The following is a 23,089-nucleotide window of genomic DNA, read 5'->3' as shown; positions in this document are numbered from 1 at the left end:
TTCAAGGAGTGACCATGCGTTTCCTGCCTGGCCTGATACTTTTGCTGCCCCTTGTGAGCACTTGCGCTCAAGCCGAACTGATGGACGACATCAATGATCGCGGGGAACTGCGCATCGCCCTGGAAGCCAATGCGCCACCCTTCAACTTCAAGGATGACGGCAAACTCACCGGTTTCGAGGTGGAGCTGGGACAGTTGCTGGCCAGTGAGCTGGATGTGCGCCCGGACTTCGTGGTGACGGCTGCCGCCGACCTGCTGCCCGGTGTTGAAAGCGGCCGCTTCGACGTGGCCATCAACCACATAGCAGTGACCCCGGAACTCAAGGATCGTTTCGATTTCAGCGAGCCCTATAGCTACTCCAGCGCTCAATTGATCGTGCGCAAGGAAGAACAGCGCCCGCTGTTTTCCCTGCAGGCCCTGCGCGGCCAGGCCCTGGGCGTGGCTCAGGGCAGCCAGTTCGTCGACCAGGCGCGCACCGTGGAAGGGATCAATCTGCGCAGCTACGCCGATGCCCAGCAACCGATCAAGGACGTGGCGGACAAACAGATCGACGCCGCCATCAGCGATCGCCTGTTGATTCCCTACGCCATTCGCGACAGCCGCCTGCCGGTGAAGGAAGGGGCCAAGGTGGGGCCGACCCTGAGCCTGGCGATTCCATTCCAGAAAGGTAACCCGGCGTTCCAGGCCAGCCTGGACAGCGCCCTGCAGCGGATCAAGGCCGATGGGCGACTGATGGCCCTATCGGAGAAATGGTTCGGCATGGATGCCAGCAAACCGCCCAGGACCGACGCCGGGCAATAAACCTGGCCTGTGACCGCTTCGCAGGCTGTGAACGAGCCGAAGGAACGCCGGAACTCGGACGCCAGGGTTCGGCGCAAGACCGCCAAGCAAGGCCCTGCGGGGCTTTTCACCGCCTCGCAGGAGCGAGGCGGCTACACGGACAATGCGGCCAGGGCGGCAGCGGCTTCGGGGAGTTGCAGTTCGCTGAAGACTTGGACCCCGTGCTGCTTCAGCAATGCCGCGGTCACCCCTTCGCCCGGGACTCTGACCCCGCTGAAGGTGCCGTCATAGGTCAGCAGGTTGCCGCAGGATGGGCTGTTGGCCTTGAGCACGGCAACGCGGATCCCGTGCTGCTCCACCAACTCCAGGGCCTGGCGCGCCCCAGAGAGGAACTGGGCGCTGACATCTTCGCCTTCGCTGGTCATCACCGGAGCCCGTCCCTCAAGCACATCGCCCCCCTGGCCACCGGGAATCTCCGCCGCCGCCCGTGGCGTCGGCAAGCCACCGGCCACTTCCGGACAGAGTGCAACCACCCGCCCCTCTTGCAGCCAGGCGGCCAGTTGGTCGAACGGGCCGCTGGCGCCGCCGTCGTAGCGTACGCGGTGGCCCAACAGGCAGCGGCTGACCAGGATCTTGTGCATGTTCAGAACGGCTCGTTACCACGACGCCGGAACCAACCGGTCAGGGACAGGCGTTCCCGGGTCGCGGGCAGGACTTCATGGGGCACCTCGCCGGAGAGAAACACCACCAGCCGGCCCCCGACGGGGAGCACATCGTATTGCCCCTGGTCATTGAGGTACATGCGCAACTGCCCGCCGTGCTCGGGCAGCCACTGCTCATTGAGGTAGATCACCGCCGACACCATGCGCCGGTCATCGTCACGAAAACGGTCCACATGGCGCTTGTAGAATGCCCCTGGCGGATACATCGCAAAGTGGCACTCAAAGTCCTCCAGCCCCAGGAACAGACCGCGATTGAGGGCCTCGCGCAGGCTGTCCATCAACCCCAGGTAGGTATCACTGGCCTCGGCCTGGCCGGGCTCAAGCCACTGGATATGGTCGCCGCGGATACCCTCGCGGATCTCCTGGGCTGGGCCGCGTCCCACCGCCGCCGGCGCCAGTTCACCTTCAGCCGCACGTTTACGGCACTCGGCCGCCAGTTCGAGGGTCAGAGCCTCGGACTGCGGATTTCGGTGAACGTGACCGAGCGTTTCGCTAATACGTGACCGGTGCTTCCACCCCGGTTGCGCGGGTTCTGGATTGTAATCGCATCGGTCACGATGCGGCTTGTTCCTCGGCTTTTTTTCGGCGCAGCGACTCGCCTTTCATCGTCAGTCGGTAGGCGTTGTGCACCAGGCGGTCGAGGATGGCATCGGCCAGGGTCGGGTCGTTGATCCAGCCGTGCCAGTGCTCGATGGGCAGTTGGCTCGTCAGGATGGTGGAGCGGCTGCCAGCGCGGTCGTCGATCACCTCCAGCAGGTCATGCCGGGCTCCTTCCTCCAGCGGGGCTAGCGCCCAGTCGTCCAGCACCAGGACGTCGACCTTTGCCAGCTGTTGCAGGGTACGGCCGAAGCTGCCGTCGCCATGAGCGATGCGCAGTTGTTCCAGCAGGCGCGGGGTGCGCAGGTACAGGGTGCTATAGCCCTGGCGGCAGGCCTGGTTGCCCAGGGCGCAGGCCAGCCAGGTTTTGCCGGCACCGGTCGGGCCGGTCAGCAGCAGGTTGTGCTGCTGGCGGATCCAGTCGCCACTGGCCAGGGTGGCGATCAGACGCTCGTCCAGGGCGCGTCCGGTGCGGCGGTCGAGATCTTCCAGGCAGGCGTTGGCGTACTTGAGCTTGGCCTTCTTGCGCAGCCGTACCAGGCGCTGGTTGTCACGCCAGGCCAGTTCGCGGTCGAGCAGTAGGCCGAGGCGTTCATCGAAGCTCAGGCTGTGGCTGGCCGGCAGCGTCCATTGCTCTTCCAGGGCGCGGGCCATGCCGTCCAGGCGTAGCTGGTGCAGTTGATTCAGGGTGTGTTGCGGCATCATCGAACAGCTCCTGTTGCGGGGGTTGGTAGTAGTCGGCGCCACGGACGTTCTCGTGGTCGCCGGGTAAGGTCGTTTCGGCGGCACGCTGGGGCAGCGGCTGTTGATCCAGGCCTTGCTGGAGCAGGTTGCGCACGCTGCGCCCGGTGAAGGCGCGCAGGTGTACGGCACGTTCGGCAGCGGCTTCCAGGCGTGCATTGCCATAGCGCCGGGCCAGCGAGAGCAGGCCGAGGCAGGCGCGGTAGCCCATCTCCGGGTGCGGCTTGTGGGTCAGTTGGTGATCGATCAGTTGGCGCGTGTAGGGGCCGATCCGCGCGCCCCAGTCGAGCAGGCGTTGTGGCGTCCATTCGCGATGCGCCTGGTGCGCCGCGGGCATGTGCTCGCGCTGGGTACTGTAAGCGCCGCGTCGCCCCAGCAGCAGGTGGCTGGCCACCCGCCGGTTGCCATGCAGCACTTCCAGGGTGTGTGCCGTCAGTCGCACGTCCACGTTCTGCCGGGCCAGGGCGGAGGGCACGCTGTAGAAGCTGCCATTGACCTCGATGTGGTAGTCGATGCTGACCTTGCAGCGCTTGAAGGTGGCGACCTCGTAGGGATGCACCGGCAGCGCTCGCAAGGCCGGGCGATCCAGGCGCTCGAACCAGTCGCGCCGGCAGCCATCGAGCCGCTTGAACGGGCGCCGATTCAGATCCTCCAGCAGCTCGGCGATGGCCTGGTTAAGCGCATGCAGGCTGAAGAACTGCCGATGGCGCAGCCGCGCCATGATCCAGCGCTCGACCACCTGCACCGCCACCTCGGCCTTGGCCTTGTCCTGAGGCTTGCGTGGCCGTGCCGGCAGGATCACCGTCTGGTAATGACGCGCGCACTCCAGCGTGGCCCGGTTCAGGCCCGGCTCGTAGCGATCCGGCTGGGCGACCAGGGCGCGCGGATTGTCCGGCACAACCATTTCCGGCACGCCGCCAAAGTAGGTCAGAGCCTGGCCCAGCGAGGTCAGCCAGTCCACCTGGGTTTCGCCTGGCGTCGCGCAGGCATAGGTGTAATTCGAGGCGCCCAGGGCGGCGACGAAGATGTGCGCCCGGCGCACTTCGCCGGTGGCCGGGTCGACCACCGGCAGCGTCGGCCCGGCATAGTCGATGAATAGCTTCTCGCCCGCACGGTGCAGCTGACGCATCGAACGTTTGAGCGTCTGGGCGTAGCGCCGGTAGTGCTCGACGAACTGGGTGTAGCGGTAGGTCGGCTGGCCCGCATGCGCGGCGAGATATTCCTCCCACAGCAGCTGCAAGGTCACGCCCTTGCGTCGCAACTCGCGGTGGATGCTCAGCACATCGGGCAGCACTCGCTCACCGCGCGGCTTGTTCGTCGACGTCGGTGCAAACAAGGCGGCCGCCAGCGCGGCCTCGTCCATGGCCACCAGCGCCGGCCAGTCCAGCCCGGCCACCCGCGCCGCCGCGATGTACTTGCTAACCACGCCCTTGGACAGCTGCAAGGCACGGGCAATCTTCTCGTGGGACAAGCCGGCCTCAAACTTGAGGCGCAGACATTCTTTGATGTTTCGCATGGCTACTCGCGGCGCCGCCATCTTCCTCTCCCGAAATCGGTCGAGGATGGCGGCGCATCAGGTCATGCGCAACGAAGGGGAAGGCTTTCGCTAAGTCGTGACCGGCGATTTCGGTAAGCCGTGACCACCTGTTTCGGAACAGGCGGAAAATCGGTCACGTTGCTACCGAAATGAGCGGTCACGCGTTAGCGAAATGACCGGTCACGATCAACCGAAACGGCCGGTCACGGTGCTCCGAAATCCGCACTCGGACAGAAAGACACTTTGCTGCGACCAGCCACGGGCGGCCAGGTCGTCGACAATGCTCAACAACAGCGGATGATCAGAGGGTATTTGCATGGCGCGCATAGTATCCAGCCTCAGATAAATCTGACAGAGCCGCAGAGCGGGGGATCGAGCATTTTTTTCAATGGGCTTACACATCATCGGTTTGCCGAGCGATGCTGATACGAATTCTCGACAACCACCGCCTTGCCCCGGAGAATAGTGGCCTGCTGACAGGAGTCCTTATGCGCCGTTTGCTTTTCTCACTGTTGATGTTCTGCGCCTTGCCTGCCTGGGCAGACAGCCACGACCAGTTGTACAAGGTCGCCGGTTGGCCGGAACAGCGCGCGCATTTCAACGATGCCCTCAGCGCCGCCCAGCAACGCTACCAGAACAGCCTGCCACCGGCGGTCTACCAGGCCCTGGTGGACAACAGCAATCAGCGCTTTGCACCCCAGGCCGTGGACCGCCGTGCCGAAGCCCAACTGCGCCAGCACCTGGCCGATCCAGCTCCGGCCCTGGCCTTCTTCCAGTCGCCACTGGGCCGCAAGATCGTTGCCGCCGAACTGCTGGCCACCCGTCGCGACCAGTTGGCCAAGAACGCCCAGGGCCTGCCGAAGATGCAGGCCAGCGACACCCGCCAGTTGATCATCGGCCACCTGGCCCAAGCCCTGCCGGCCAAGGAAGCCGGGGCGGAAGTCAGCCTGGCGATTGCCGGGGTCGCCGCCGACAGCCTCAGCCAGATGATTCCCGGACTCCTCGGAGGCGGCCAGGCCCAGGGCATGCTCAATGGCCAGCGCCAGCGTTTGATGCAACAGATCGGCAACGACCTGAACAACACCTTGCTCTACGTCTATCGGGATCTGTCCGACGCCGAACTCGAGGAGTTCGCCACCTTCGCCGAATCCAGCGAAGGCAAGGCCTACTACCAGGCGGCCCTGGCGGCGATTCGCGCCGGCCTGGCGGTCGGCCAGAGCACCTCCAGCCTCGCCCCCTGATTCCTGCACGCAAAGTACCCCCGTAGCGGTTGCCCAGGGCCGTGCAGCAGATTGCTGCTGCGCGCAACGCTCGCAGGCGGTCGTCGAGGTAACTCAGAAATACCGGTTGAGAAAGGCGAAATACTGGTCGCGGTACAGCGCAATTTCATTGGCCAGGTGGTGCCGGGCCTGCGGCAGCATCAGAACCTCGGGCGTGGCGAACTTGTCGCGAACCACCCGCAGGTTGTGCTGCCAGTCCACGGTCATGTCCGCATCGCCCTGGACGATCAACGGCTGCCTGGAACAGCGTGGCGCCGCTTCCAGGCGCTTGATCCAGCGCGACAGCGCCCCCACCCAGGCGGTGGGTAACCGCTGCGGTTGCAAGGGATCGGCCTGGAGAAAGGCGAGAAACTCAGGATCATTGGAGTTCTCGCTAAAGCGTCGGGCAATGCCGGTGACGAAGGGCCGCAGCACGTAGTAGCTGAGCATCGACCAGCCCCAGGCCCGCGGCCGCACCAATGGCGAGAGCAGCACCACCCGCCCCTGGGCCGGGCTCTCGGCGCCCTGGTTGAGCAGGTGATCCATGATGATGGCGCCGCCGGTGCTTTGCCCGAACAGGTGCCAGGGCTGGGGCAGTTCCAGGGCCCGGGCCTCGCCGAACAGGCCCTGCAGCACCCGCTGATACACCGCGAAGTCATCGATGCTGGCGCGCTCGCCGCTGGACAGGCCGTGCCCTGGCAGATCGCAGGAGATCACCACGAAGCGGCGCTGCAGCGCCCACTCGATCACATGCCGGTACAAACCCATGTGATCGTAGAAGCCGTGGAACAGAAACAGCGTCGCCCGCGGCTGCTCCGGCCACCAGACCTGGCAGACCACCTGGTAGTCGTCCACCTGGATACGGCCCAGGCGACTCAGGGACACCAGCGCCCGTCCGGCAAAGTCCAGCCCGTAGAAGCGTTGATAAGCCTGAGCCTCGGCCGACAAGGGCTGCCCCGCCACCAGGGGTTGCAGGCTGGCACGCAGATGGTCGGGGTCGAAGTTCACGGACATGGTTTTTTCCAAAACGGAGGGCATTGGGACAAAACGGGCTTTCTGGGCCTGCGATATTCATCTGTCGCGACAAGCATGGCAAGCTACGCGACCTTCGAGGACCGATCTCAATGCGCCACTCTTACCGCACGCCCCTGCTTGCCAGCCTGCTCGTCCTGATATGCGCCGTTGTGCTGTGGAGCGCCTACGACTGGTTCCAGGGCCGCTATCTGCGGGCGTTCAGTGAACACACCGCGGTATTTTCCGGCGACCCGCTGCAACTGCCCGCCGAACTGGCCGGCTCCGGGGCCATTCGCCTGGTGCATTTCTGGGACCCGGCCTGCCCCTGCAACGTCGGCAACCAGCAGCACCTGGCCGAACTGATTGCCACCTATGGCCCGCAAGGCGTGGAGTTCTACTCGGTGCAGAAACCCGGCAGTCACGGCCAGTTGCCCGCGACCCTGAGCGCCCTGAAAGCCCTCGACCACCTGCCCGGCGCCGAACAGATCCCCGCCAGTCCGGCGGTGGCGATCTGGGATCGCAACGGCAAGCTGGCCTACTTCGGGCCCTACAGCGAGGGCCTGACCTGCAACTCCAGCAACAGCTTCATCGAGCCCATCCTCCAGGCCTTGGCCAGCGATCGCCAGATCAATGCCACCCATACCCTGGCGGTAGGCTGCTATTGTCCCTGGCCGACCAATACCCACTAGGGCATTCGCGACTATTCAAGGACCGCCTCCTGACCGCGGCCCAAGACTTGTGCTAAATCTCTGCAGCTCTCAAGGCGGCACTGACAACAACAGCAAGGAGCCCGCATGAAACGCAGCCTGACCCTGGTCGCCGTTCTGATCCTCGCCCTGCTGGCGGGTGCCGCCGGCTATCTGTACAGCAAGCAGCCGACGCGTCAGGGCCAGGTGGAAATCCGTGGCCTGCAGGGTTCGGTGACCGTGCGCTACGACGAGCGCGGGGTACCGCACATCCGTGCGGAAAACGAAGCCGACCTGTATCGCGCCCTGGGTTACGTCCACGCCCAGGACCGGCTGTTCCAGATGGAAATGCTGCGCCGCCTGTCCCGGGGTGAGCTGGCAGAAATCCTCGGCCCCAAGCTGCTGGACACCGACAAGCTGTTCCGCAGCCTGCGCATCCGCGAGCGCGCCGACAGCTACGTGGCCGGCCTGGACCGTCAGTCTCCGGCGTGGAAGGCCCTGGAAGCCTATCTGGACGGCATCAACCAATATCAGGACAGCCATGCCAGCCCCATGGAGTTCGATGCCCTGGGCATCCATAAGCGCCCGTTCACCGCCGAGGACACCGTCAGCGTCGCCGGCTTCATGGCCTACAGCTTCGCCATGGCCTTTCGTACCGAACCGCTCCTGACCTACATCCGCGATCAGCTGGGCAACGATTACCTGAAAGTCTTCGACCTCGACTGGCAACCCAAGGGCGTGCTGGCCAAGGGCAAGCCACAGACGGCGCTGCCCCTGGCCGCCGTCGACTGGCAGGACCTGGGCCGAATCTCCCGCCTGAGCCAGGATGCCCTGAGCGACGCCGGGCTACCGCAATTCGAAGGCAGCAACGCCTGGGCCGTGGCCGGTACGCGGACCAGGAGCGGCCGCCCCCTGCTGGCCGGCGACCCGCACATCCGCTATTCCCTGCCGTCGGTGTGGTACGAGGCGCAGCTGTCGGCGCCGGGCTTCGAGCTCTATGGCCATCATCAGGCCCTGGTGCCCTTCGCCTTCCTCGGCCACAACCTGGATTTCGGCTGGAGCCTGACCATGTTCCAGAACGACGATCTCGACCTGATCGCCGAGAAGGTCAACCCGCAAAACGCCAATCAGGTCTGGTTCCGTGACCAGTGGGTCGACCTGATCAGCAGCGAGCAGCAGATCGCGGTCAAGGGCCAGTCCCCGGTCACCCTGACCCTGCGCCGCTCGCCCCACGGGCCGATCATCAACGACATGCTCGGCACCACCGTGGGCAAGGCTCCGGTGGCCATGTGGTGGGGTTTCCTGGAAACCCCGAACCCGATCCTCGACGGTTTCTACCAGCTCAACCGCGCCGACACCCTGGCCAAGGCCCGCGCTGCAGCGGCCAAGGTCCATGCTCCCGGCCTGAACATCATCTGGGCCAACGCCAAGGGCGATATCGGCTGGTGGGCGGCGGCGCTGCTGCCCAAGCGCCCGGCCGGGGCCAAGCCGGCGTTCATACTCGATGGCAGTACAAGCATGGCCGACAAGGAAGGCTTCTATCCCTTCAGCGCCAACCCCCAGGAAGAGAACCCGCCCCGGGGCTACATCGTCTCGGCCAACTTCCAACCGGTGTCCCCTACCGGCATGGAGATTCCCGGCTACTACAACCTCGCCGACCGCGGCCAGCAACTGGATCGCCAGCTCAGCGACAAGAGCGTGAAATGGGACCTGGAAAACACTCAGAGGCTGCAGCTGGGCACGACCACCGCCTACGGCCCGCGCCTGCTGGCACCGCTGCTGCCCGTGTTGCGGGAAGTGGTCGGCGCCCCCGAAGAACTGAAGCTGGTGGAGCAACTGGCCAAGTGGCCGGGCGACTACCCGCTGGACTCCACCAGCGCCACCCTGTTCAACCAGTTCCTGTTCGAGCTGGCCAACGCCACTTTCCATGAAAAACTCGGTGACGCCTACTTCGACGCGCTGATCCAGGCCCGGGTGGTGGATGCCGCCCTGCCCCGGCTGGCGGCCGATCCCGACTCGCCCTGGTGGGACAACCGCACCACGCCACAGCGTGAAAGCCGGGCCGACACGGTCAAGCTGGCCTGGCGCGCCAGCATCGACCACCTGCGCCTGACCCTCGGCGCCAACCCGGCGCAGTGGCGCTGGGGCAGCGCTCACACCCTGACCCACGGCCATCCCCTGGGGATGCAGAAGCCTCTGGACCGGGTATTCAACGTCGGCCCCCTGGACGCTCCCGGCAGCCATGAGGTGCCGAACAACCTCACTGCCAAGATCGGCCCGGCGCCCTGGTCGGTGGTCTACGGCCCCTCGACCCGACGCATCATCGACTTCGCCGACCCGGCCCACAGCCTGACCATCAACCCGGTGGGTCAGAGCGGCGTGCTGTTCGACAAGCACTACGACGACCAGGCAGAGGCCTACATCGAGGGCGTCTACCAACAGGCCCACTTCAGCGAAGAGGAAGTCACCGCCAACACCCGCAGCACCCTGAAGCTGCTGCCGGCGCGCCGCCCCGCCCCGTAGCTGGCTAAGCCCGCAAGCCCTGCATACCACTCACGAACGCCCTCGCCGGCAAGCCGGCTCCTACGCAAGCCAACTGTAGGAGCTGGCTCGCCAGCGAAGAGGCCCGCAAGTCCTGCATACAACCCACGAACGCCTTCGCCGGCAAGCCGGCTCCTACGCAAGCCAACTGTAGGAGCTGGCTTGCCAGCGAAGAAGCCCGCAAGCCCTGCATACAACCCACGAACGCCTTCGCCGGCAAGCCGGCTCCTACAGCGTGACGGGCGGCTCCAGGCAATAAAAAACCTCGCTCCCGGTAACGGGGCGAGGTTTTGGGTGGCACGACGAAGGTCAGACGGTTTCCGATGCCTGGGCCCGACGCACGTCCGGCTGCTTCCACGAGTCGGCGGCGCTTTCTTCGATGGCCTGCTGGATCGCCCGCTTGCGGGATTCTTCGGCGCGACGGCTGAAGAACCAGACCAGGAAGGTCACCAGGGACACCGCCAGCAGGATCAGGCTGGCCACGGCGTTGATCTCTGGTTTGACCCCCAGGCGCACCGCCGAGAACACTTCCATCGGCAAGGTGGTGGAACCCGGGCCGGAAACGAAACTGGCCAGCACCAGGTCATCCAGGGACAGGGCAAAGGACATCATGCCGCCGGCCGCCAGCGAGGGCGCGATCATCGGGATGGTGATCAGGAAGAACACCTTCCACGGCCGCGCCCCCAGGTCCATGGCCGCCTCTTCGATGGACAGGTCCAGCTCGCGCAGGCGAGCCGACACCACCACCGCCACATAGGCCGCGCAGAACGTGGTGTGGGCGATCCAGATGGTGACGATGCCGCGCTCCTGCGGCCAGCCCACAGCCTGAGCCATGGCCACGAACAGCAGCAGCAAGGACAGACCGGTGATCACCTCGGGCATCACCAGCGGCGCGGTCACCAGGCCACCGAACAGGGTGCGGCCCTTGAAGTGGGTGATCCGGGTCAGCACGAACGCCGCCAGGGTGCCCAGGGCCACCGCCGCCACGGCGGTGTAGCAGGCGATCTCCAGGGAACGCACCACCGAGCCCATCAGCTGGGTGTTGTCCAGCAGGCCGATGTACCAGTTGATCGACCAGCCGCCCCAAACGGTCACCAGTTTCGAGGCGTTGAACGAGTAGATCACCAGGATCAGCATCGGCAGGTAGATGAACAACAGGCCCAACACCAGCATCAGGCTGGAGAAACTGAAGCGCTTCATTCCTTGCCCTCCATTTCCTTGGCCTGACTGCGGTTGAACAGGATGATCGGCACAATCAGGATCGCCAGCATCACCACCGCCAGGGCGGACGCCACCGGCCAGTCACGGTTGTTGAAGAACTCTTGCCACAGCACCTTGCCGATCATCAGGGTTTCCGGGCCGCCCAGCAGTTCAGGAATCACGAACTCGCCCACCACCGGGATGAACACCAGCATGCAGCCGGCGATGATGCCGTTCTTGGACAGCGGCACGGTGATCTTCCAGAAGCTGTTGAAGGTACTCGAGCCCAGGTCGGCAGCGGCCTCCAGCAGGCTGGTGTCGTGCTTCACCAGGTTGGCGTACAGCGGCAGGATCATGAACGGCAGGTAGGAATAGACCACGCCGATGTACACCGCGATGTTGGTGTTGAGGATCTGTAGCGGCTCGTTGATCCAGCCCATGGACAGCAGGAAGCCGTTGAGCAGGCCGTTGTTGCTGAGGATGCCCATCCAGGCATAGACGCGGATCAGGATCGCGGTCCAGGTCGGCATCATGATCAGCAGCACCAGCACGGTCTGCAGCTCTTTGCGGGCACTGGCGATGGCATAGGCCATCGGGTAGCCGATCAGCAGGCAGAGGATAGTGCTGAAGAACGCCATCTTCAGCGAGCCGAGGTAGGCGGCGATGTACAGCTCGTCGTCCCCCAGCATGGCGTAGTTGCCCAGGTTGAGCAGCACCTGGAGCTTCTGGTCGACGTAGCTGTAGATCTCGGTGTACGGCGGAATGGCCACGTCCGCTTCGGCGAAGCTGATCTTCAGGACGATGAAGAACGGCAGCATGAAGAACAGGAACAGCCAGACGAACGGAACCCCGATGACCATCTGACGGCCACCGGGAATTATTCGATTGAGTCGGCGCTTGAGCTTTCGCATGTTCATGAGCGCAGTACCACGCCGCTGTCGTCTTCCCACCAGACGTAGACCTGGTCACCCCAGGTCGGCCGCGCGCCACGGCGCTCGGCGTTGGCGACGAAGGACTGCACCAGCTTGCCGCTCGGTAGCTCGACATAGAACACCGAATGCCCGCCCAGGTAGGCGATGTCATGCACCTTGCCGCTGGACCAGTTGTTCTCGCAGGTCGGCATTTCGGCGGTGACCAGCAGCTTCTCGGGGCGAATCGCGTAGGTCACCGACTTGTCCTGCACCGAGGTACTGATGCCGTGGCCAACGTAGATGTTGCGATCCAGGTCCTTGCAGGTGATCAAGGCGTGGCCTTCGGCATCGTCCACCACTTCACCCTCGAAGATGTTGACGTTGCCGATGAATTCGCAGACCAGGCGGCTGACCGGGGTTTCATAGATGTCGATCGGGCTGCCGATCTGGGCGATCCAGCCCAGGTGCATGATGGCGATGCGTTCAGCCATGGTCATGGCTTCTTCCTGGTCGTGGGTCACCATCACGCAGGTCACGCCAACGCGCTCGATGATTTCCACCAGTTCCAGCTGCATCTGCGAACGCAGTTTCTTGTCCAGCGCGCCCATGGGTTCGTCCAGCAGCAACAACTTCGGACGCTTGGCCAGGGAACGGGCCAGGGCCACGCGCTGGCGCTGGCCACCGGACAGCTGGTGCGGCTTGCGCTTGGCGTACTGGCTCATCTGCACCAGCTTGAGCATTTCTGCCACCCGCGCGTCGATTTCCGCCGGCGGGATCTTGTCCTGCTTGAGGCCGAAGGCGATGTTCTGGGCCACGGTCATGTGCGGGAACAGCGCGTAGGACTGGAACATCATGTTGATCGGCCGCTCGTAGGGCGGCATGTCAGTGATGTCCACGCCATCGAGGAAGATTCGCCCCTCCGTTGGCCGTTCGAAACCGGCCAGCATCCGCAGCAAGGTGGACTTGCCCGAACCCGAACCGCCGAGCAGGGCGAAGATCTCGCCCTTCTTGATTTCCAGGGACACATCGTCCACGGCAACCGTCTCGTCGAACTTCTTCGTGACCCGGTCGATCTTGACCAGCACCTGCTTAGGTGTCTGGTCGCCCTCGAGGGCTTTCTTATAGGCGCCGGAGGCAACTGCCATTTGCGAAACTCCCAACAAAATTTGCAGCCCGCCCCACGCGGGCGGACCTTGGATAGTTTGAGCCTGTGGAACTATTTACCCGTCTTGACCTTGGTCCAGCTGCGGGTCATCAAGCGTTGGATATTGGCTGGCAACTCGATGGACACGTAGGTCTTGTCGAGCACGGCCTGCGGTGGATAAACCGCTTCGTCGGTGCGAATGGACTGCTCCATCAGCTTGTCCGACCCGGGGTTGGGGTTGGCATAACCGACATAGTCACTGACCTGGGCAATCACCTCAGGCTGCAGTACGTAGTTGATGAAGGCGTGGGCTTGCTTGACGTTGGTCGAATCCTTGGGGATCGCCAGCATGTCGAACCACAGGGCTCCCCCTTCCTTCGGAATGGCGTAGGCAATGTTCACGCCCTTGCCGGCGTCGGCGGCCCGGGCCTTGGCCTGGAACACGTCGCCGGAAAAGCCGATGGCCACGCAGATGTTGCCGTTGGCCAGGTCCGAGATGTACTTGGACGAATGGAAGTAGGTCACGTAGGGACGCACCGCCAGCAACTTGGCCTCGGCCTTCTTGTAGTCCTGGGGGTTGGTGCTGTTGGCATCCAGGCCCAGGTAATTGAGGACCGTGGGCATCATCTCATCGGCGGAGTCGAGGAAGGCTACGCCGCAGCTGTTGAGCTTCTTGATGTTCTCCGGCTCGAACAGCACGCTCCAGGAGTCGATCTTGTCCACGCCCAGGACAGCCTTGACCTTGTCGACGTTGTAGCCGATGCCGTTGGTGCCCCACAGGTACGGCACCGCGTACTGGTTGCCCGGGTCGTTCATTTCCAGGCGCTTGAGCAGCGCCGGGTCGAGATTCGAATAGTTGGGCAGCAGGCTCTTGTCGAGTTTCTGGAACGCGCCGGCCTTGATCTGCTTGCCCAGGAAGTGGTTGGACGGCACCACCACGTCATAACCGGTGCGGCCGGCCAGCAACTTGCCTTCCAGGGTTTCGTTGGAATCAAAAACGTCATACACCGGCTTGATACCCGTGGCCTTTTCAAACTCGGCCAGGGTGTTTTTCCCGATGTAGTCGGACCAGTTATAAATATGCACGGACGGTGCAGCCTGGACGCCAGCCACCAGCGTCAGGCTGGCGGCGACCAGCATGGCTTTGCGAAATAAAGAAATAGGCAAGTGGAGGTCCTCTTCAATAGTTGGGCCCAAGTTGCCCCGCGCTACCTGACAGCCTCCGAGCTGCCCAGCAACAAAACCGGCGCGCAACTTACCCTCGATAAACCAATCCAGCAAAACTTTCTGTCATTTAATTGTTTCCTGTTGCCGCCCTCGCCATGACGACGGCAACAGGTAGTGCTGCAAATCGACTTATTTGCCGGATTTGATCTTGGTCCAGCTGCGGGTCAGGATGCGCTGGGTCGCGGCCGGCAGGTCGGCAATCGCGTACAGCTTGGCCTGGACTTCAGCTGGCGGGTAAACGCCCGGGTCGCTGGTGATGTCTTTATCGACCAACGGGGTTGCAGCCGCGTTACCGTTGGGGAAACGCACGGCGTTGGTGATTTCGGCCATGACTTCAGGCTTTTGCAGGAAGGTCATGAACTTGTAGGCGCCTTCGACGTTTTCGGCGTCTTTAGGGATGGCGACCATGTCGTAGAAGCTGCCAGCACCTTCTTTCGGAATGTTGTAGCTGACCTTGACCTTGTCGCCGGCTTCGGCAGCACGGGCCTTGGCCTGGTAGATATCGCCCGAGTAGCCGACGGCGACGCAGATGTTGCCGTTAGCCAGGTCGGAGATGTACTTGGACGAGTGGAAGTAGGCGATCGAAGGACGGATCTTGAGGAACAGCTTCTCGGCTTCGTCCAGTTGCTTCTTGTCCTGGCTGTCGGTCGGGTAGCCCAGGTAGTGCAGCGCCACCGGAATCATTTCGGTTGGCGAGTCGAGGAAGCTGACGCCGCAGGCCTTCAACTTCTCGGCATTTTCCGGCTTGAACAGCAGGTCCCAGGAGTTGGTCGGTGCGTCGGCGCCCAATACCGCCTTGACCTTCTCGGCATTGAAACCGATGCCGATCGAGCCCCACATGTAAGGGAAAGCGTGCTTGTTGCCCGGGTCGCTCACCGATACCGCCTTGAGCAGCGATTCGTTGAGGTTCTTCCAGTTCGGCAGCTTGGACTTGTCCAGTTCCTGATAGACGCCGGCCTTGATCTGCTTGGCCAGGAAGTTGTTGGAAGGCACTACCACGTCGTAACCGGATTTGCCGGCGAGCAACTTGGCTTCCAGGGTTTCGTTGCTGTCGAACACGTCGTAGACCACTTTGATGCCCGACTCGGCTTCAAACTTCTTGATGGTGTCCGGAGCGATGTAATCGGACCAGTTGTAAACGTGCAGTACTTTATCGTCCGCTTGTGCTGCCGCCGCCATCACGCCCATCAGGGACATGGCGAGGAGGGTCTTGCCAGCTAACTTCATACCTAATGCCTTCATGCGTAATGCTCCAATTATTCTTTTTAACCACTCGTTCAGCGGCCAATATCCGGGCAACCAAAACGGCGGGTAGTCTGGCAAGATCCAAGGCCGGCTTTCAAGGAAAGACCGGCCTTTATGCCTGCTTCGAACAGGGTGCCCGCAAGCACCGCGCTCAAAGCCTAGCACTCAGCCCTGCAGGGCACTCAAGGTCAGGTCCAGGCACTTGCGCGCCTTGGCTACCAGCTCGTCGATCTCCGCTTCGCTGATCACCAGCGGCGGGGCAATGATCATGGTGTCGCCCACGGCACGCATGATCAGGCCGTTGTCGAAACAGAACTGGCGACAGATCATGCCCACGCCCCGGCCCTGATAGCGCGCCCGGGTGGCCTTGTCCTTGACCAGCTCGATCGCCCCCAGCAGACCAACCCCGCGAACCTCGCCCACCAACGGATGGTCGCTCAGCTCACGCAGACGTTTCTGCAAATAAGGTGCCGTTTTTTCATGGACGCGCTGGATAATTTTTTCCTCGCGCATGATGCGGATGTTCTCCAGGGCCACGGCAGCGGCTACCGGATGCCCGGAATAGGTGAAACCGTGGTTGAAGTCGCCGCCCTCGTTGAGCACCGCCACCACTTCGTCACGCACGATCAGGCCACCCATGGGGATGTAGCCGGAAGTCAGGCCCTTGGCGATGGTCATCATGTCGGGCTTGAGGTCGTAGAAATCGCTACCGAACCACTCACCGGTACGACCAAAGCCACAGATCACCTCGTCGGCGACGAACAGGATGTCGTACTTGGCGAGAATTTCCTTGATCCGCGGCCAGTAGCTGTCTGGCGGCACGATCACGCCACCGGCGCCCTGGATCGGCTCGGCGATAAAGGCACCGACGTTGTCCACGCCCAGTTCCAGGATCTTTTCTTCCAGTTGATTGGCCGCCCAGATGCCGAACTCGTCGGGGCTCATGTCGCCGCCCTCGCCGAACCAGTAGGGTTGCGGGATGTGGACGATGCCCGGGATCGGCAAGTCGCCCTGTTCGTGCATGTAGGTCATGCCGCCGAGGCTGGCGCCGGCCACGGTGGAGCCGTGGTAGCCATTGACCCGGCTGATGATGGTTTTCTTGTTCGGCTGGCCCTTGATCGCCCAGTAATGGCGGACCATGCGCAGCATGGTGTCGTTGCCTTCGGAACCGGAACCGGTGAAGAACACATGGTTCATGCCTTGCGGCGCGATCTCGGCAATCACCTTGGATAACTCCAGCACCGGCGGATGCGCAGTCTGGAAGAACAGGTTGTAGTACGGCAGTTCGCGCATTTGCTGGCTGGCAGCCTCGGCCAGCTCATCACGGCCATAGCCGATGGCGACGCACCACAGGCCGGCCATGCCGTCGAGAATCTGATTGCCTTCACTGTCCCAGAGATACACACCTTTGGCGTGGGTGATGATCCGCGGTCCCTTTTCTTTCAATTGCTTGAAATCACTGAAGGGCGCCAGGTGGTGATCACTGCTGAGGGTTTGCCACTCGCGGGTTTGCGGGTTTTTTTGAGTCATCAATCTCTCCTAAGTGTCAGTGAAGGCGCCACTGGCGGGCAGTGGCGCCCGGCGAATCAGACGGCGAACAACAGGAATTCCCGCTCCCACGAACTGATCACGCGCTTGAAGTTTTCATGTTCGGCCCGCTTCACCGCGACGTAGCCGGTGATGAACTTCTGGCCCAGGTACTTCTCGATGGTCTTGCTGTTCTCCATACGCTCCAGAGCGTCCTCGATGGTCAGCGGCAGACGCAGGTTGCGGCGTTCATAGCCGCGCCCGACCACCGGCGCACTCGGGTTGTGGCCCTCGACCATGCCGATGTAGCCACACAACAGACTGGCGGCGATCGCCAGGTAGGGGTTGGCATCGGCACCCGGCAGGCGGTTTTCCACCCGACGGTTCTGCGGACCGGCATCCGGCACCCGCAGGCCCACGGTGCGGTTCTCTTCGCCCCACTCGACGTTCACCGGTGCCGAAGTGTCCGGCAGGAAGCGGCGGAACGAGTTGACGTTGGGCGCGAACAGCGGCAGCAGCTCGGGGATGAACTTCTGCAAGCCGCCGATGTGGTTGAGGAACAGCTGGCTCATGGTCCCGTCCTCGTTGGAGAAGACGTTCTTGCCGGTGTTGATGTCGATGATGCTCTGGTGCAGGTGCATGGCACTGCCGGGCTCGCCGGTCATGGGCTTGGCCATGAAGGTGGCGGCCACATCGTGCTTGAGCGCGGCTTCGCGCATGGTGCGCTTGAACACCAGGATCTGGTCGGCCAGGGACAGGGCATCGCCGTGACGGAAGTTGATTTCCATCTGCGCCGTGCCGTCCTCGTGGATCAGCGTGTCCAGGTCCAGCTCCTGCAGTTCGCACCAGTCGTAGACGTCCTCGAACAGCGGATCGAATTCGTTGGCCGCTTCGATGGAGAACGACTGACGACCGGTTTCCGGGCGGCCGGAACGGCCGATCGGCGGCTGCAGCGGGTAGTCGGGGTCATCACTGCGCTTGGTCAGGTAGAACTCCATCTCCGGCGCCACGATGGGCTGCCAGCCGTGGTCGGCGTAGAGCTTGAGGACTTTCTTCAAGACGTTGCGCGGCGACAGCTCGATGGGGTTGCCCTGCTTGTCGTAGGTGTCGTGGATCACCTGGGCCGTGGGCTCGATGGCCCAGGGCACCAGGTACACCGCGTTATGGTCCGGGCGGCAGACCATGTCGATATCCGCCGGGTCCAGCAGTTCGTAGTAGATGTCGTCTTCGACATAGTCGCCGGTCACGGTCTGCAACAGCACGCTCTCGGGCAGACGCATGCCTTTTTCGGCAATGAACTTGTTGGTCGGCGAGATCTTGCCCCGGGTGATGCCGGTCAGGTCGCCGATCATGCATTCGACTTCTGTGATCTTGTGGTCTTTCAACCAATCGGTGAGCTGGTCGAGGTTGTTACTCATAAATGCCTCTAGGCTGAGTTTCCTGACTCTCTATTAAGTCAGGCGTTGTGTGACGCTTCGGCGTCGCGTTGTTTTGCCCGCTGGCGGCAGGCATCACCAAAAGCCTGGAAAATGGCCAGGTAGTGAGGGTTGCAGCTTACCTGCCATTCGGGGTGCCATTGCACCCCCAACGCAAAAGCCTTGCTGGCCTCGACCGAAATGGCCTCGACCAGGCCGTCGGCAGCCAGCGCCTCGACCCGCAGCCCCGGCGCCAGACGATCAACGCCTTGAGCATGAATCGAGTTGACCTGGATCGTCTGCGGCAGGCCCAGGCCCGCCAGGACACCGCCGGCCTGGACGTGCACGTCATGGGCCGGTGCGTACCAGGCATCCAGGGGCTGGTCGGCCTCTTCATCATGGCGGTGGTCCATGAACGGCTGCACTTCATGCACGTTCTGGTGGAGGCTGCCGCCCAGGGCGACGTTCATTTCCTGAAACCCGCGGCAGATGCCCAGTACGGGAACGCCCGCGGCAACGGCGGCGTCCAGCAGGGGCAGGGTCGCGGCATCCCGTGCAGAATCATGAGCAGTGCCGGGCGCGCTGGCGGGCCCCTGATAATGGAAAGGTTCGATATTGGAGGGAGAGCCGGTAAAGAGGATGCCGTCCAGACCGTCCAGAATATCGGACGGGGAAACCAGCTGCGCCAGGGACGGAAGAATCACCGGCACGCCCTGGGCTGCGCTGGCTACTGCCTGGACATACTCGTCGCCACTGATGTGATAAGCATGCAGACCGATCTGCCTGGAGCAGGCGGTGATGCCGATTAACGGCAGGCGAGACATGAAACACCCCGGTATTATTGCTGTTATGGGTTTGATTCGAGCTTAGCCTTGTTCATTTTTTTACACAACACCCCCGTAAAAAATACAACACGGCCCGCTCAAGCCTGCGCTACCCAAGGCAGTCGCGTCCCAAAAAATGCCCTGTTTTGCCCCAAAAGAGCCTCACCAGCCCTTTATTAGGGCGTAAAGAGCCTTACTTGACTTCGGCATGCCGTTCGGGTTGACTGAAACCAGAAAAGATCAATGATTGATATTTTTAACAACAAAGGTGTTGCATCATGTCGGTACCCCCGCGTGCCGTTCAGCTTAACGAAGCGAACGCGTTCCTTAAGGAACATCCTGAGGTTCTGTACGTTGACCTTCTGATTGCGGATATGAATGGTGTGGTGCGCGGCAAGCGCATCGAACGCACCAGCCTCCACAAGGTTTACGAGAAAGGCATCAACCTGCCGGCCTCCCTCTTTGCCCTGGATATCAATGGCTCTACGGTGGAAAGCACCGGCCTGGGCCTGGACATCGGCGATGCTGACCGAATCTGCTATCCGATCCCCGATACCCTGTGCAATGAACCCTGGCAGAAGCGCCCTACCGCGCAACTGCTGATGACCATGCACGAACTTGAAGGCGACCCGTTCTTCGCCGATCCACGGGAAGTGCTGCGCCAGGTCGTGACCAAGTTCGACGAACTGGGACTGACCATCTGCGCGGCCTTCGAACTGGAGTTCTACCTGATCGACCAGGAGAATGTGAACGGCCGTCCACAGCCGCCACGCTCACCGATCTCCGGCAAACGTCCGCATTCCACTCAGGTCTACCTGATCGACGATCTCGACGAATACGTCGACTGCCTCCAGGACATTCTGGAAGGCGCCAAGGAGCAAGGCATTCCGGCCGACGCCATCGTCAAGGAAAGCGCCCCGGCGCAATTCGAGGTCAACCTGCACCACGTGGCCGACCCGATCAAGGCCTGCGACTACGCGGTACTGCTCAAGCGCCTGATCAAGAACATCGCCTACGACCATGAGATGGACACCACCTTCATGGCCAAGCCTTACCCGGGCCAGGCGGGCAACGGTCTGCACGTCCACATTTCGGTTCTGGACAAAGATGGCAAGAACATCTTTTCCAGCGAGGATCCCGAGCAGAACGCCGCACTGCGTCACGCGATCGGCGGTGTGCTCGAGACCCTACCGGCGCAGATGGCCTTCCTCTGCCCGAACGTCAACTCCTACCGTCGTTTCGGCGCCCAGTTCTATGTGCCGAACTCGCCAAGCTGGGGCCTGGACAACCGCACCGTGGCCATTCGCGTACCGACCGGTTCCGCTGATGCGGTACGCATCGAGCACCGGGTCGCCGGTGCCGACGCCAACCCGTACCTGCTGATGGCTTCGGTCCTGGCGGGCGTGCACCACGGCCTGACCAACAAGATCGAGCCGCCGGCACCGACTGAAGGCAACAGCTACGAGCAGAACGAACAAAGCCTGCCAAACAACTTGCGCGATGCCCTGCGCGAGCTGGACGACAGTGAAGTGATGGCCAAGTACATCGATCCGAAGTACATCGATATCTTCGTGGCCTGCAAAGAGAGCGAGCTGGAGGAGTTCGAACACTCCATCTCCGACCTCGAGTACAACTGGTACCTGCACACCGTCTAAGCGGTTGTCGCAAAAAAAACGCCGCGTAGCTCACCGCTCGCGGCGTTTTTTTGTGCCTCGGATCCATGGCCGGCGGATTCAGGAATCCTCGCACTGTCGCGTACAATGCCCGCTGCCCAGTAGGAGACACCGATGACGCGCACCGCCCCGCTACGCAAACCCCGTGCACGCAGCCAGGCCCGGATCGACTCGATACTCGAGGCCGCCCGGACCCTGCTGGCCAGCGAGGGCGTGGCCAGCCTGTCGATCTACAGCGTGGCCGAACGGGCGCAGATTCCACCGTCGTCGGTCTATCACTTCTTCGCCAGCGTCCCGGCCCTGCTGGAGGCCCTGACCGCCGATGTACACGCTGCTTTTCGCGCCTGCCTGCAAGCCCCCATCGACCACCAGCGACTCCAGGGCTGGCGTGACCTGTCACGCCTGGTGGAACAGCGCATGCTCGACATCTACGGCGCGGACGCGGCGGCCCGCCAACTGATCCTCGCCCAGCACGGGCTGACCGAGGTCACCCAGGCCGATCGCCAGCACGACCTCGAGCTGGGGGACCTGATGCACACACTGTTCAATCAGCACTTCGAGCTGCCGAGATTGCCCGCCGACGTGGACGTGTTCGCCCTGGCCATGGAGCTCGGGGATCGGGTGTATGCCCGCTCGGTGCAGCAGCACGGGCAGATCACCCCGCGCATGGCCGAGGAAGGCATGCGCGTGTTCGATGCCTACCTGAGTCTTTATCTACCGCCCTACCTGCCCAAGCGCCCCGCCCCGCTTTGAGGGCTCAGACCTGGCGCAACAACAGCCGGTCGATGCTGTGATCCGCTGACTTGTGGATGATCAGGTTGGCCCTTTCCCGGGTGGGCAGAATGTTTTCCAGCAGGTTCTTCAAGTTGACCCGGTCCCAGGTATCGGACGCCATCGACAAGGCCTCGGGGTCCGAGAGCCCCTTGTACTTGTTGAAATAGGAGTCTCGGGACTGGAAGGCAGTGTTCTTCAAATAGACAAAACGCTCCAGATACCAGGCCTTGATCGTCTCCTCGGGCGCGTCGACGTAAATGGAGAAGTCGATGAAGTCCAAGGGATTCAAGCCCTGGCCCCGCTCCCCCTGCAGCACATTCAGGCCTTCGAGGATGATGATGTCCGGCGCCTCCACCGACTGCGCCTCATCGGCCAGGATGTCGTAGCGCACATGGGAATAGATGGGAATCCGCGCCGCCTCGCCCCTGCGGCACACGGCCTGGAGAAAATCCACGAACAGCGGTTCATCGTAGGACTCGGGAAACCCCTTGCGGTGCAGGATGTTTTTTTCCTGCAGGGTGGCCAGGGGGAACAGAAACGAGTCCGTGGTTACCAGGTGCACATTGGGTTTGCCCGGCCAATAGGCCAGGAGCGCCGCCAGGACCCGGGCAAAACTGCTCTTGCCCACCGCCACGCTGCCGGACACACCGATCACATAGGGGGCCTTGAAGCCGGTCTGGGGCACCTTGAGCGACTGCACCTGGGCCGCATGCAAATGCAGCAGGCGCGACAGGGGCAGCAGGATCTGCCGCACCTCTTCAGACGCCATGGGCTGGGTCGGACTGGTCAGCGAGTCCATCTCGGACGGCGACAGGTTCATGGGTTCTCCGGCCCGTAACGCCGACCAGTGGTCGCGATCGAACTCCAGATACCCTGCGTTTGGACCCTGCTCTGTTGTCATGTTTACTGTTCAGGTCTTGCCGAAAGCAGGGAAAGTATCAAATCTGACCGGTATTTACAGCGCCCATGAAAAAGCCCCGAAGGGCTCGCACCCTTCGGGGCTGATCTCTGGCCTCGCTCATAGCTTGGCGATCGACACCTCGGTGGACTTCACAAAGGCAATCACTTCGCTGCCGATGGACAGTTCCAGTTCCTTGACCGAACGGGTGGTGATCACCGAAGTGACAATCCCGGAAGCGGTCTGGACATCGATTTCCGAGAGCACGTCGCCTTCGACGATTTCCTTGATGGTGCCCTTGAACTGGTTGCGTACGTTGATGGCTTTGATAGTCATGGTATTTCTCCTGGGGTCGAAAAACAGAGCTGCAAGCTT

The 23,089-nt window shown here is 62.6% G+C and carries 21 protein-coding genes and 1 pseudogene; 6 read left to right on the top strand and 16 right to left on the bottom strand.

Features of this window, described 5'->3' with window-relative positions; translation table 11 throughout:
- Positions 1-14: 14 nt before the first annotated feature.
- Positions 15-800, top strand: a complete 786-nt coding sequence (locus BLV47_RS00410; protein WP_092308611.1) for a transporter substrate-binding domain-containing protein — start codon at positions 15-17, stop codon at positions 798-800.
- Between the two features lie 131 nt (positions 801-931).
- Here BLV47_RS00410 and BLV47_RS00405 read toward each other — a convergent pair whose 3' ends face one another.
- The 5 genes and pseudogenes from BLV47_RS00405 to BLV47_RS36680 all read right to left on the bottom strand — a co-directional run.
- Complete coding sequence (locus BLV47_RS00405; RefSeq protein WP_092308608.1) at positions 932-1,420, bottom strand: 2-thiouracil desulfurase family protein; 489 nt, start codon at positions 1,418-1,420, stop codon at positions 932-934.
- Between the two features lie 2 nt (positions 1,421-1,422).
- Positions 1,423-1,998: a 2OG-Fe(II) oxygenase gene (locus BLV47_RS00400; RefSeq protein WP_244168922.1), complete on the bottom strand. Its 576-nt coding sequence runs from the start codon at positions 1,996-1,998 to the stop codon at positions 1,423-1,425.
- 55 nt (positions 1,999-2,053) lie between these two features.
- Complete coding sequence (gene istB / locus BLV47_RS00395; RefSeq protein WP_062838242.1) at positions 2,054-2,803, bottom strand: IS21-like element IS1474 family helper ATPase IstB; 750 nt, start codon at positions 2,801-2,803, stop codon at positions 2,054-2,056.
- Positions 2,691-4,376 carry an IS21 family transposase gene (gene istA / locus BLV47_RS00390; protein WP_062838241.1) on the bottom strand — a complete coding sequence of 562 codons (1,686 nt, stop codon included), beginning with the start codon at positions 4,374-4,376 and terminating at the stop codon, positions 2,691-2,693. The genes istB and istA overlap by 113 nt, the downstream gene beginning before the upstream one ends.
- Positions 4,377-4,601: 225 nt before the next feature.
- Positions 4,602-4,703 (bottom strand): annotated as a pseudogene (locus tag BLV47_RS36680) (2OG-Fe(II) oxygenase); the annotation flags it as partial.
- A gap of 161 nt (positions 4,704-4,864) precedes the next feature.
- On the opposite strand from BLV47_RS36680, the gene BLV47_RS00385 reads away from it, so the two are divergent.
- The gene (locus tag BLV47_RS00385; RefSeq protein ID WP_092308605.1) at positions 4,865-5,617 is read left to right on the top strand and encodes a DUF2059 domain-containing protein; all 753 of its coding nucleotides are present in this window, start codon (positions 4,865-4,867) and stop codon (positions 5,615-5,617) included.
- A 93-nt stretch (positions 5,618-5,710) separates the two neighbouring features.
- On the opposite strand, the gene bipL is transcribed toward BLV47_RS00385, so the two are convergent.
- Positions 5,711-6,649: a phospholipase BipL gene (gene bipL, locus BLV47_RS00380; RefSeq protein WP_092308602.1), complete on the bottom strand. Its 939-nt coding sequence runs from the start codon at positions 6,647-6,649 to the stop codon at positions 5,711-5,713.
- Between the two features lie 110 nt (positions 6,650-6,759).
- On the opposite strand from bipL, the gene BLV47_RS00375 reads away from it, so the two are divergent.
- Positions 6,760-7,338 carry a DUF6436 domain-containing protein gene (locus tag BLV47_RS00375; RefSeq protein ID WP_092308599.1) on the top strand — a complete coding sequence of 193 codons (579 nt, stop codon included), beginning with the start codon at positions 6,760-6,762 and terminating at the stop codon, positions 7,336-7,338.
- A 105-nt stretch (positions 7,339-7,443) separates the two neighbouring features.
- Positions 7,444-9,858, top strand: coding sequence for a penicillin acylase family protein (locus BLV47_RS00370; protein WP_092308597.1), 2,415 nt, complete (start codon positions 7,444-7,446; stop codon positions 9,856-9,858).
- Positions 9,859-10,185: 327 nt separating this feature from the next.
- Here BLV47_RS00370 and BLV47_RS00360 read toward each other — a convergent pair whose 3' ends face one another.
- The 8 genes from BLV47_RS00360 to BLV47_RS00325 form a co-directional block, all read right to left on the bottom strand.
- The gene (locus BLV47_RS00360) at positions 10,186-11,076 is read right to left on the bottom strand and encodes an ABC transporter permease subunit (RefSeq protein ID WP_092308594.1); all 891 of its coding nucleotides are present in this window, start codon (positions 11,074-11,076) and stop codon (positions 10,186-10,188) included.
- Entirely contained in the window at positions 11,073-11,954 is an 882-nt protein-coding gene (locus tag BLV47_RS00355) for an ABC transporter permease subunit (protein WP_208605285.1), read from the bottom strand. The genes BLV47_RS00360 and BLV47_RS00355 overlap by 4 nt, the downstream gene beginning before the upstream one ends.
- A gap of 35 nt (positions 11,955-11,989) precedes the next feature.
- Complete coding sequence (locus tag BLV47_RS00350; RefSeq protein WP_092308589.1) at positions 11,990-13,132, bottom strand: ABC transporter ATP-binding protein; 1,143 nt, start codon at positions 13,130-13,132, stop codon at positions 11,990-11,992.
- A gap of 71 nt (positions 13,133-13,203) precedes the next feature.
- Positions 13,204-14,298, bottom strand: coding sequence for a polyamine ABC transporter substrate-binding protein (locus tag BLV47_RS00345; RefSeq protein ID WP_092308579.1), 1,095 nt, complete (start codon positions 14,296-14,298; stop codon positions 13,204-13,206).
- 189 nt (positions 14,299-14,487) lie between these two features.
- Positions 14,488-15,585, bottom strand: coding sequence for a polyamine ABC transporter substrate-binding protein (locus BLV47_RS00340; protein WP_092308576.1), 1,098 nt, complete (start codon positions 15,583-15,585; stop codon positions 14,488-14,490).
- Positions 15,586-15,768: 183 nt separating this feature from the next.
- Positions 15,769-17,133, bottom strand: a complete 1,365-nt coding sequence (locus BLV47_RS00335; protein ID WP_092308573.1) for an aspartate aminotransferase family protein — start codon at positions 17,131-17,133, stop codon at positions 15,769-15,771.
- A gap of 56 nt (positions 17,134-17,189) precedes the next feature.
- Entirely contained in the window at positions 17,190-18,548 is a 1,359-nt protein-coding gene (locus BLV47_RS00330; RefSeq protein ID WP_060841608.1) for a glutamine synthetase family protein, read from the bottom strand.
- A gap of 38 nt (positions 18,549-18,586) precedes the next feature.
- Positions 18,587-19,369 carry a gamma-glutamyl-gamma-aminobutyrate hydrolase family protein gene (locus BLV47_RS00325; RefSeq protein WP_092308570.1) on the bottom strand — a complete coding sequence of 261 codons (783 nt, stop codon included), beginning with the start codon at positions 19,367-19,369 and terminating at the stop codon, positions 18,587-18,589.
- Positions 19,370-19,647: 278 nt separating this feature from the next.
- On the opposite strand from BLV47_RS00325, the gene BLV47_RS00320 reads away from it, so the two are divergent.
- Together BLV47_RS00320 and BLV47_RS00315 are read left to right on the top strand one after the other, a co-directional pair.
- Positions 19,648-21,024, top strand: coding sequence for a glutamine synthetase family protein (locus BLV47_RS00320; RefSeq protein ID WP_092308569.1), 1,377 nt, complete (start codon positions 19,648-19,650; stop codon positions 21,022-21,024).
- 132 nt (positions 21,025-21,156) lie between these two features.
- A complete protein-coding gene (locus tag BLV47_RS00315) occupies positions 21,157-21,795 on the top strand; it encodes a TetR/AcrR family transcriptional regulator (RefSeq protein ID WP_092308567.1) in 639 nt (212 codons plus the stop codon).
- 4 nt (positions 21,796-21,799) lie between these two features.
- On the opposite strand, the gene coaA is transcribed toward BLV47_RS00315, so the two are convergent.
- Both coaA and BLV47_RS00305 read right to left on the bottom strand, forming a co-directional pair.
- Entirely contained in the window at positions 21,800-22,717 is a 918-nt protein-coding gene (gene coaA, locus BLV47_RS00310) for a type I pantothenate kinase (protein ID WP_092308565.1), read from the bottom strand.
- A 117-nt stretch (positions 22,718-22,834) separates the two neighbouring features.
- Positions 22,835-23,050, bottom strand: a complete 216-nt coding sequence (locus tag BLV47_RS00305; RefSeq protein WP_011064106.1) for a TOBE domain-containing protein — start codon at positions 23,048-23,050, stop codon at positions 22,835-22,837.
- Between the last annotated feature and the right edge of the window lie 39 nt (positions 23,051-23,089).

This window comes from Pseudomonas saponiphila (assembly GCF_900105185.1).
Taxonomy (GTDB): domain Bacteria; phylum Pseudomonadota; class Gammaproteobacteria; order Pseudomonadales; family Pseudomonadaceae; genus Aquipseudomonas; species Aquipseudomonas saponiphila.
Note: the sequence above shows the minus strand (reverse complement) of the source record. Positions and strands in the feature narration are given on the sequence as shown.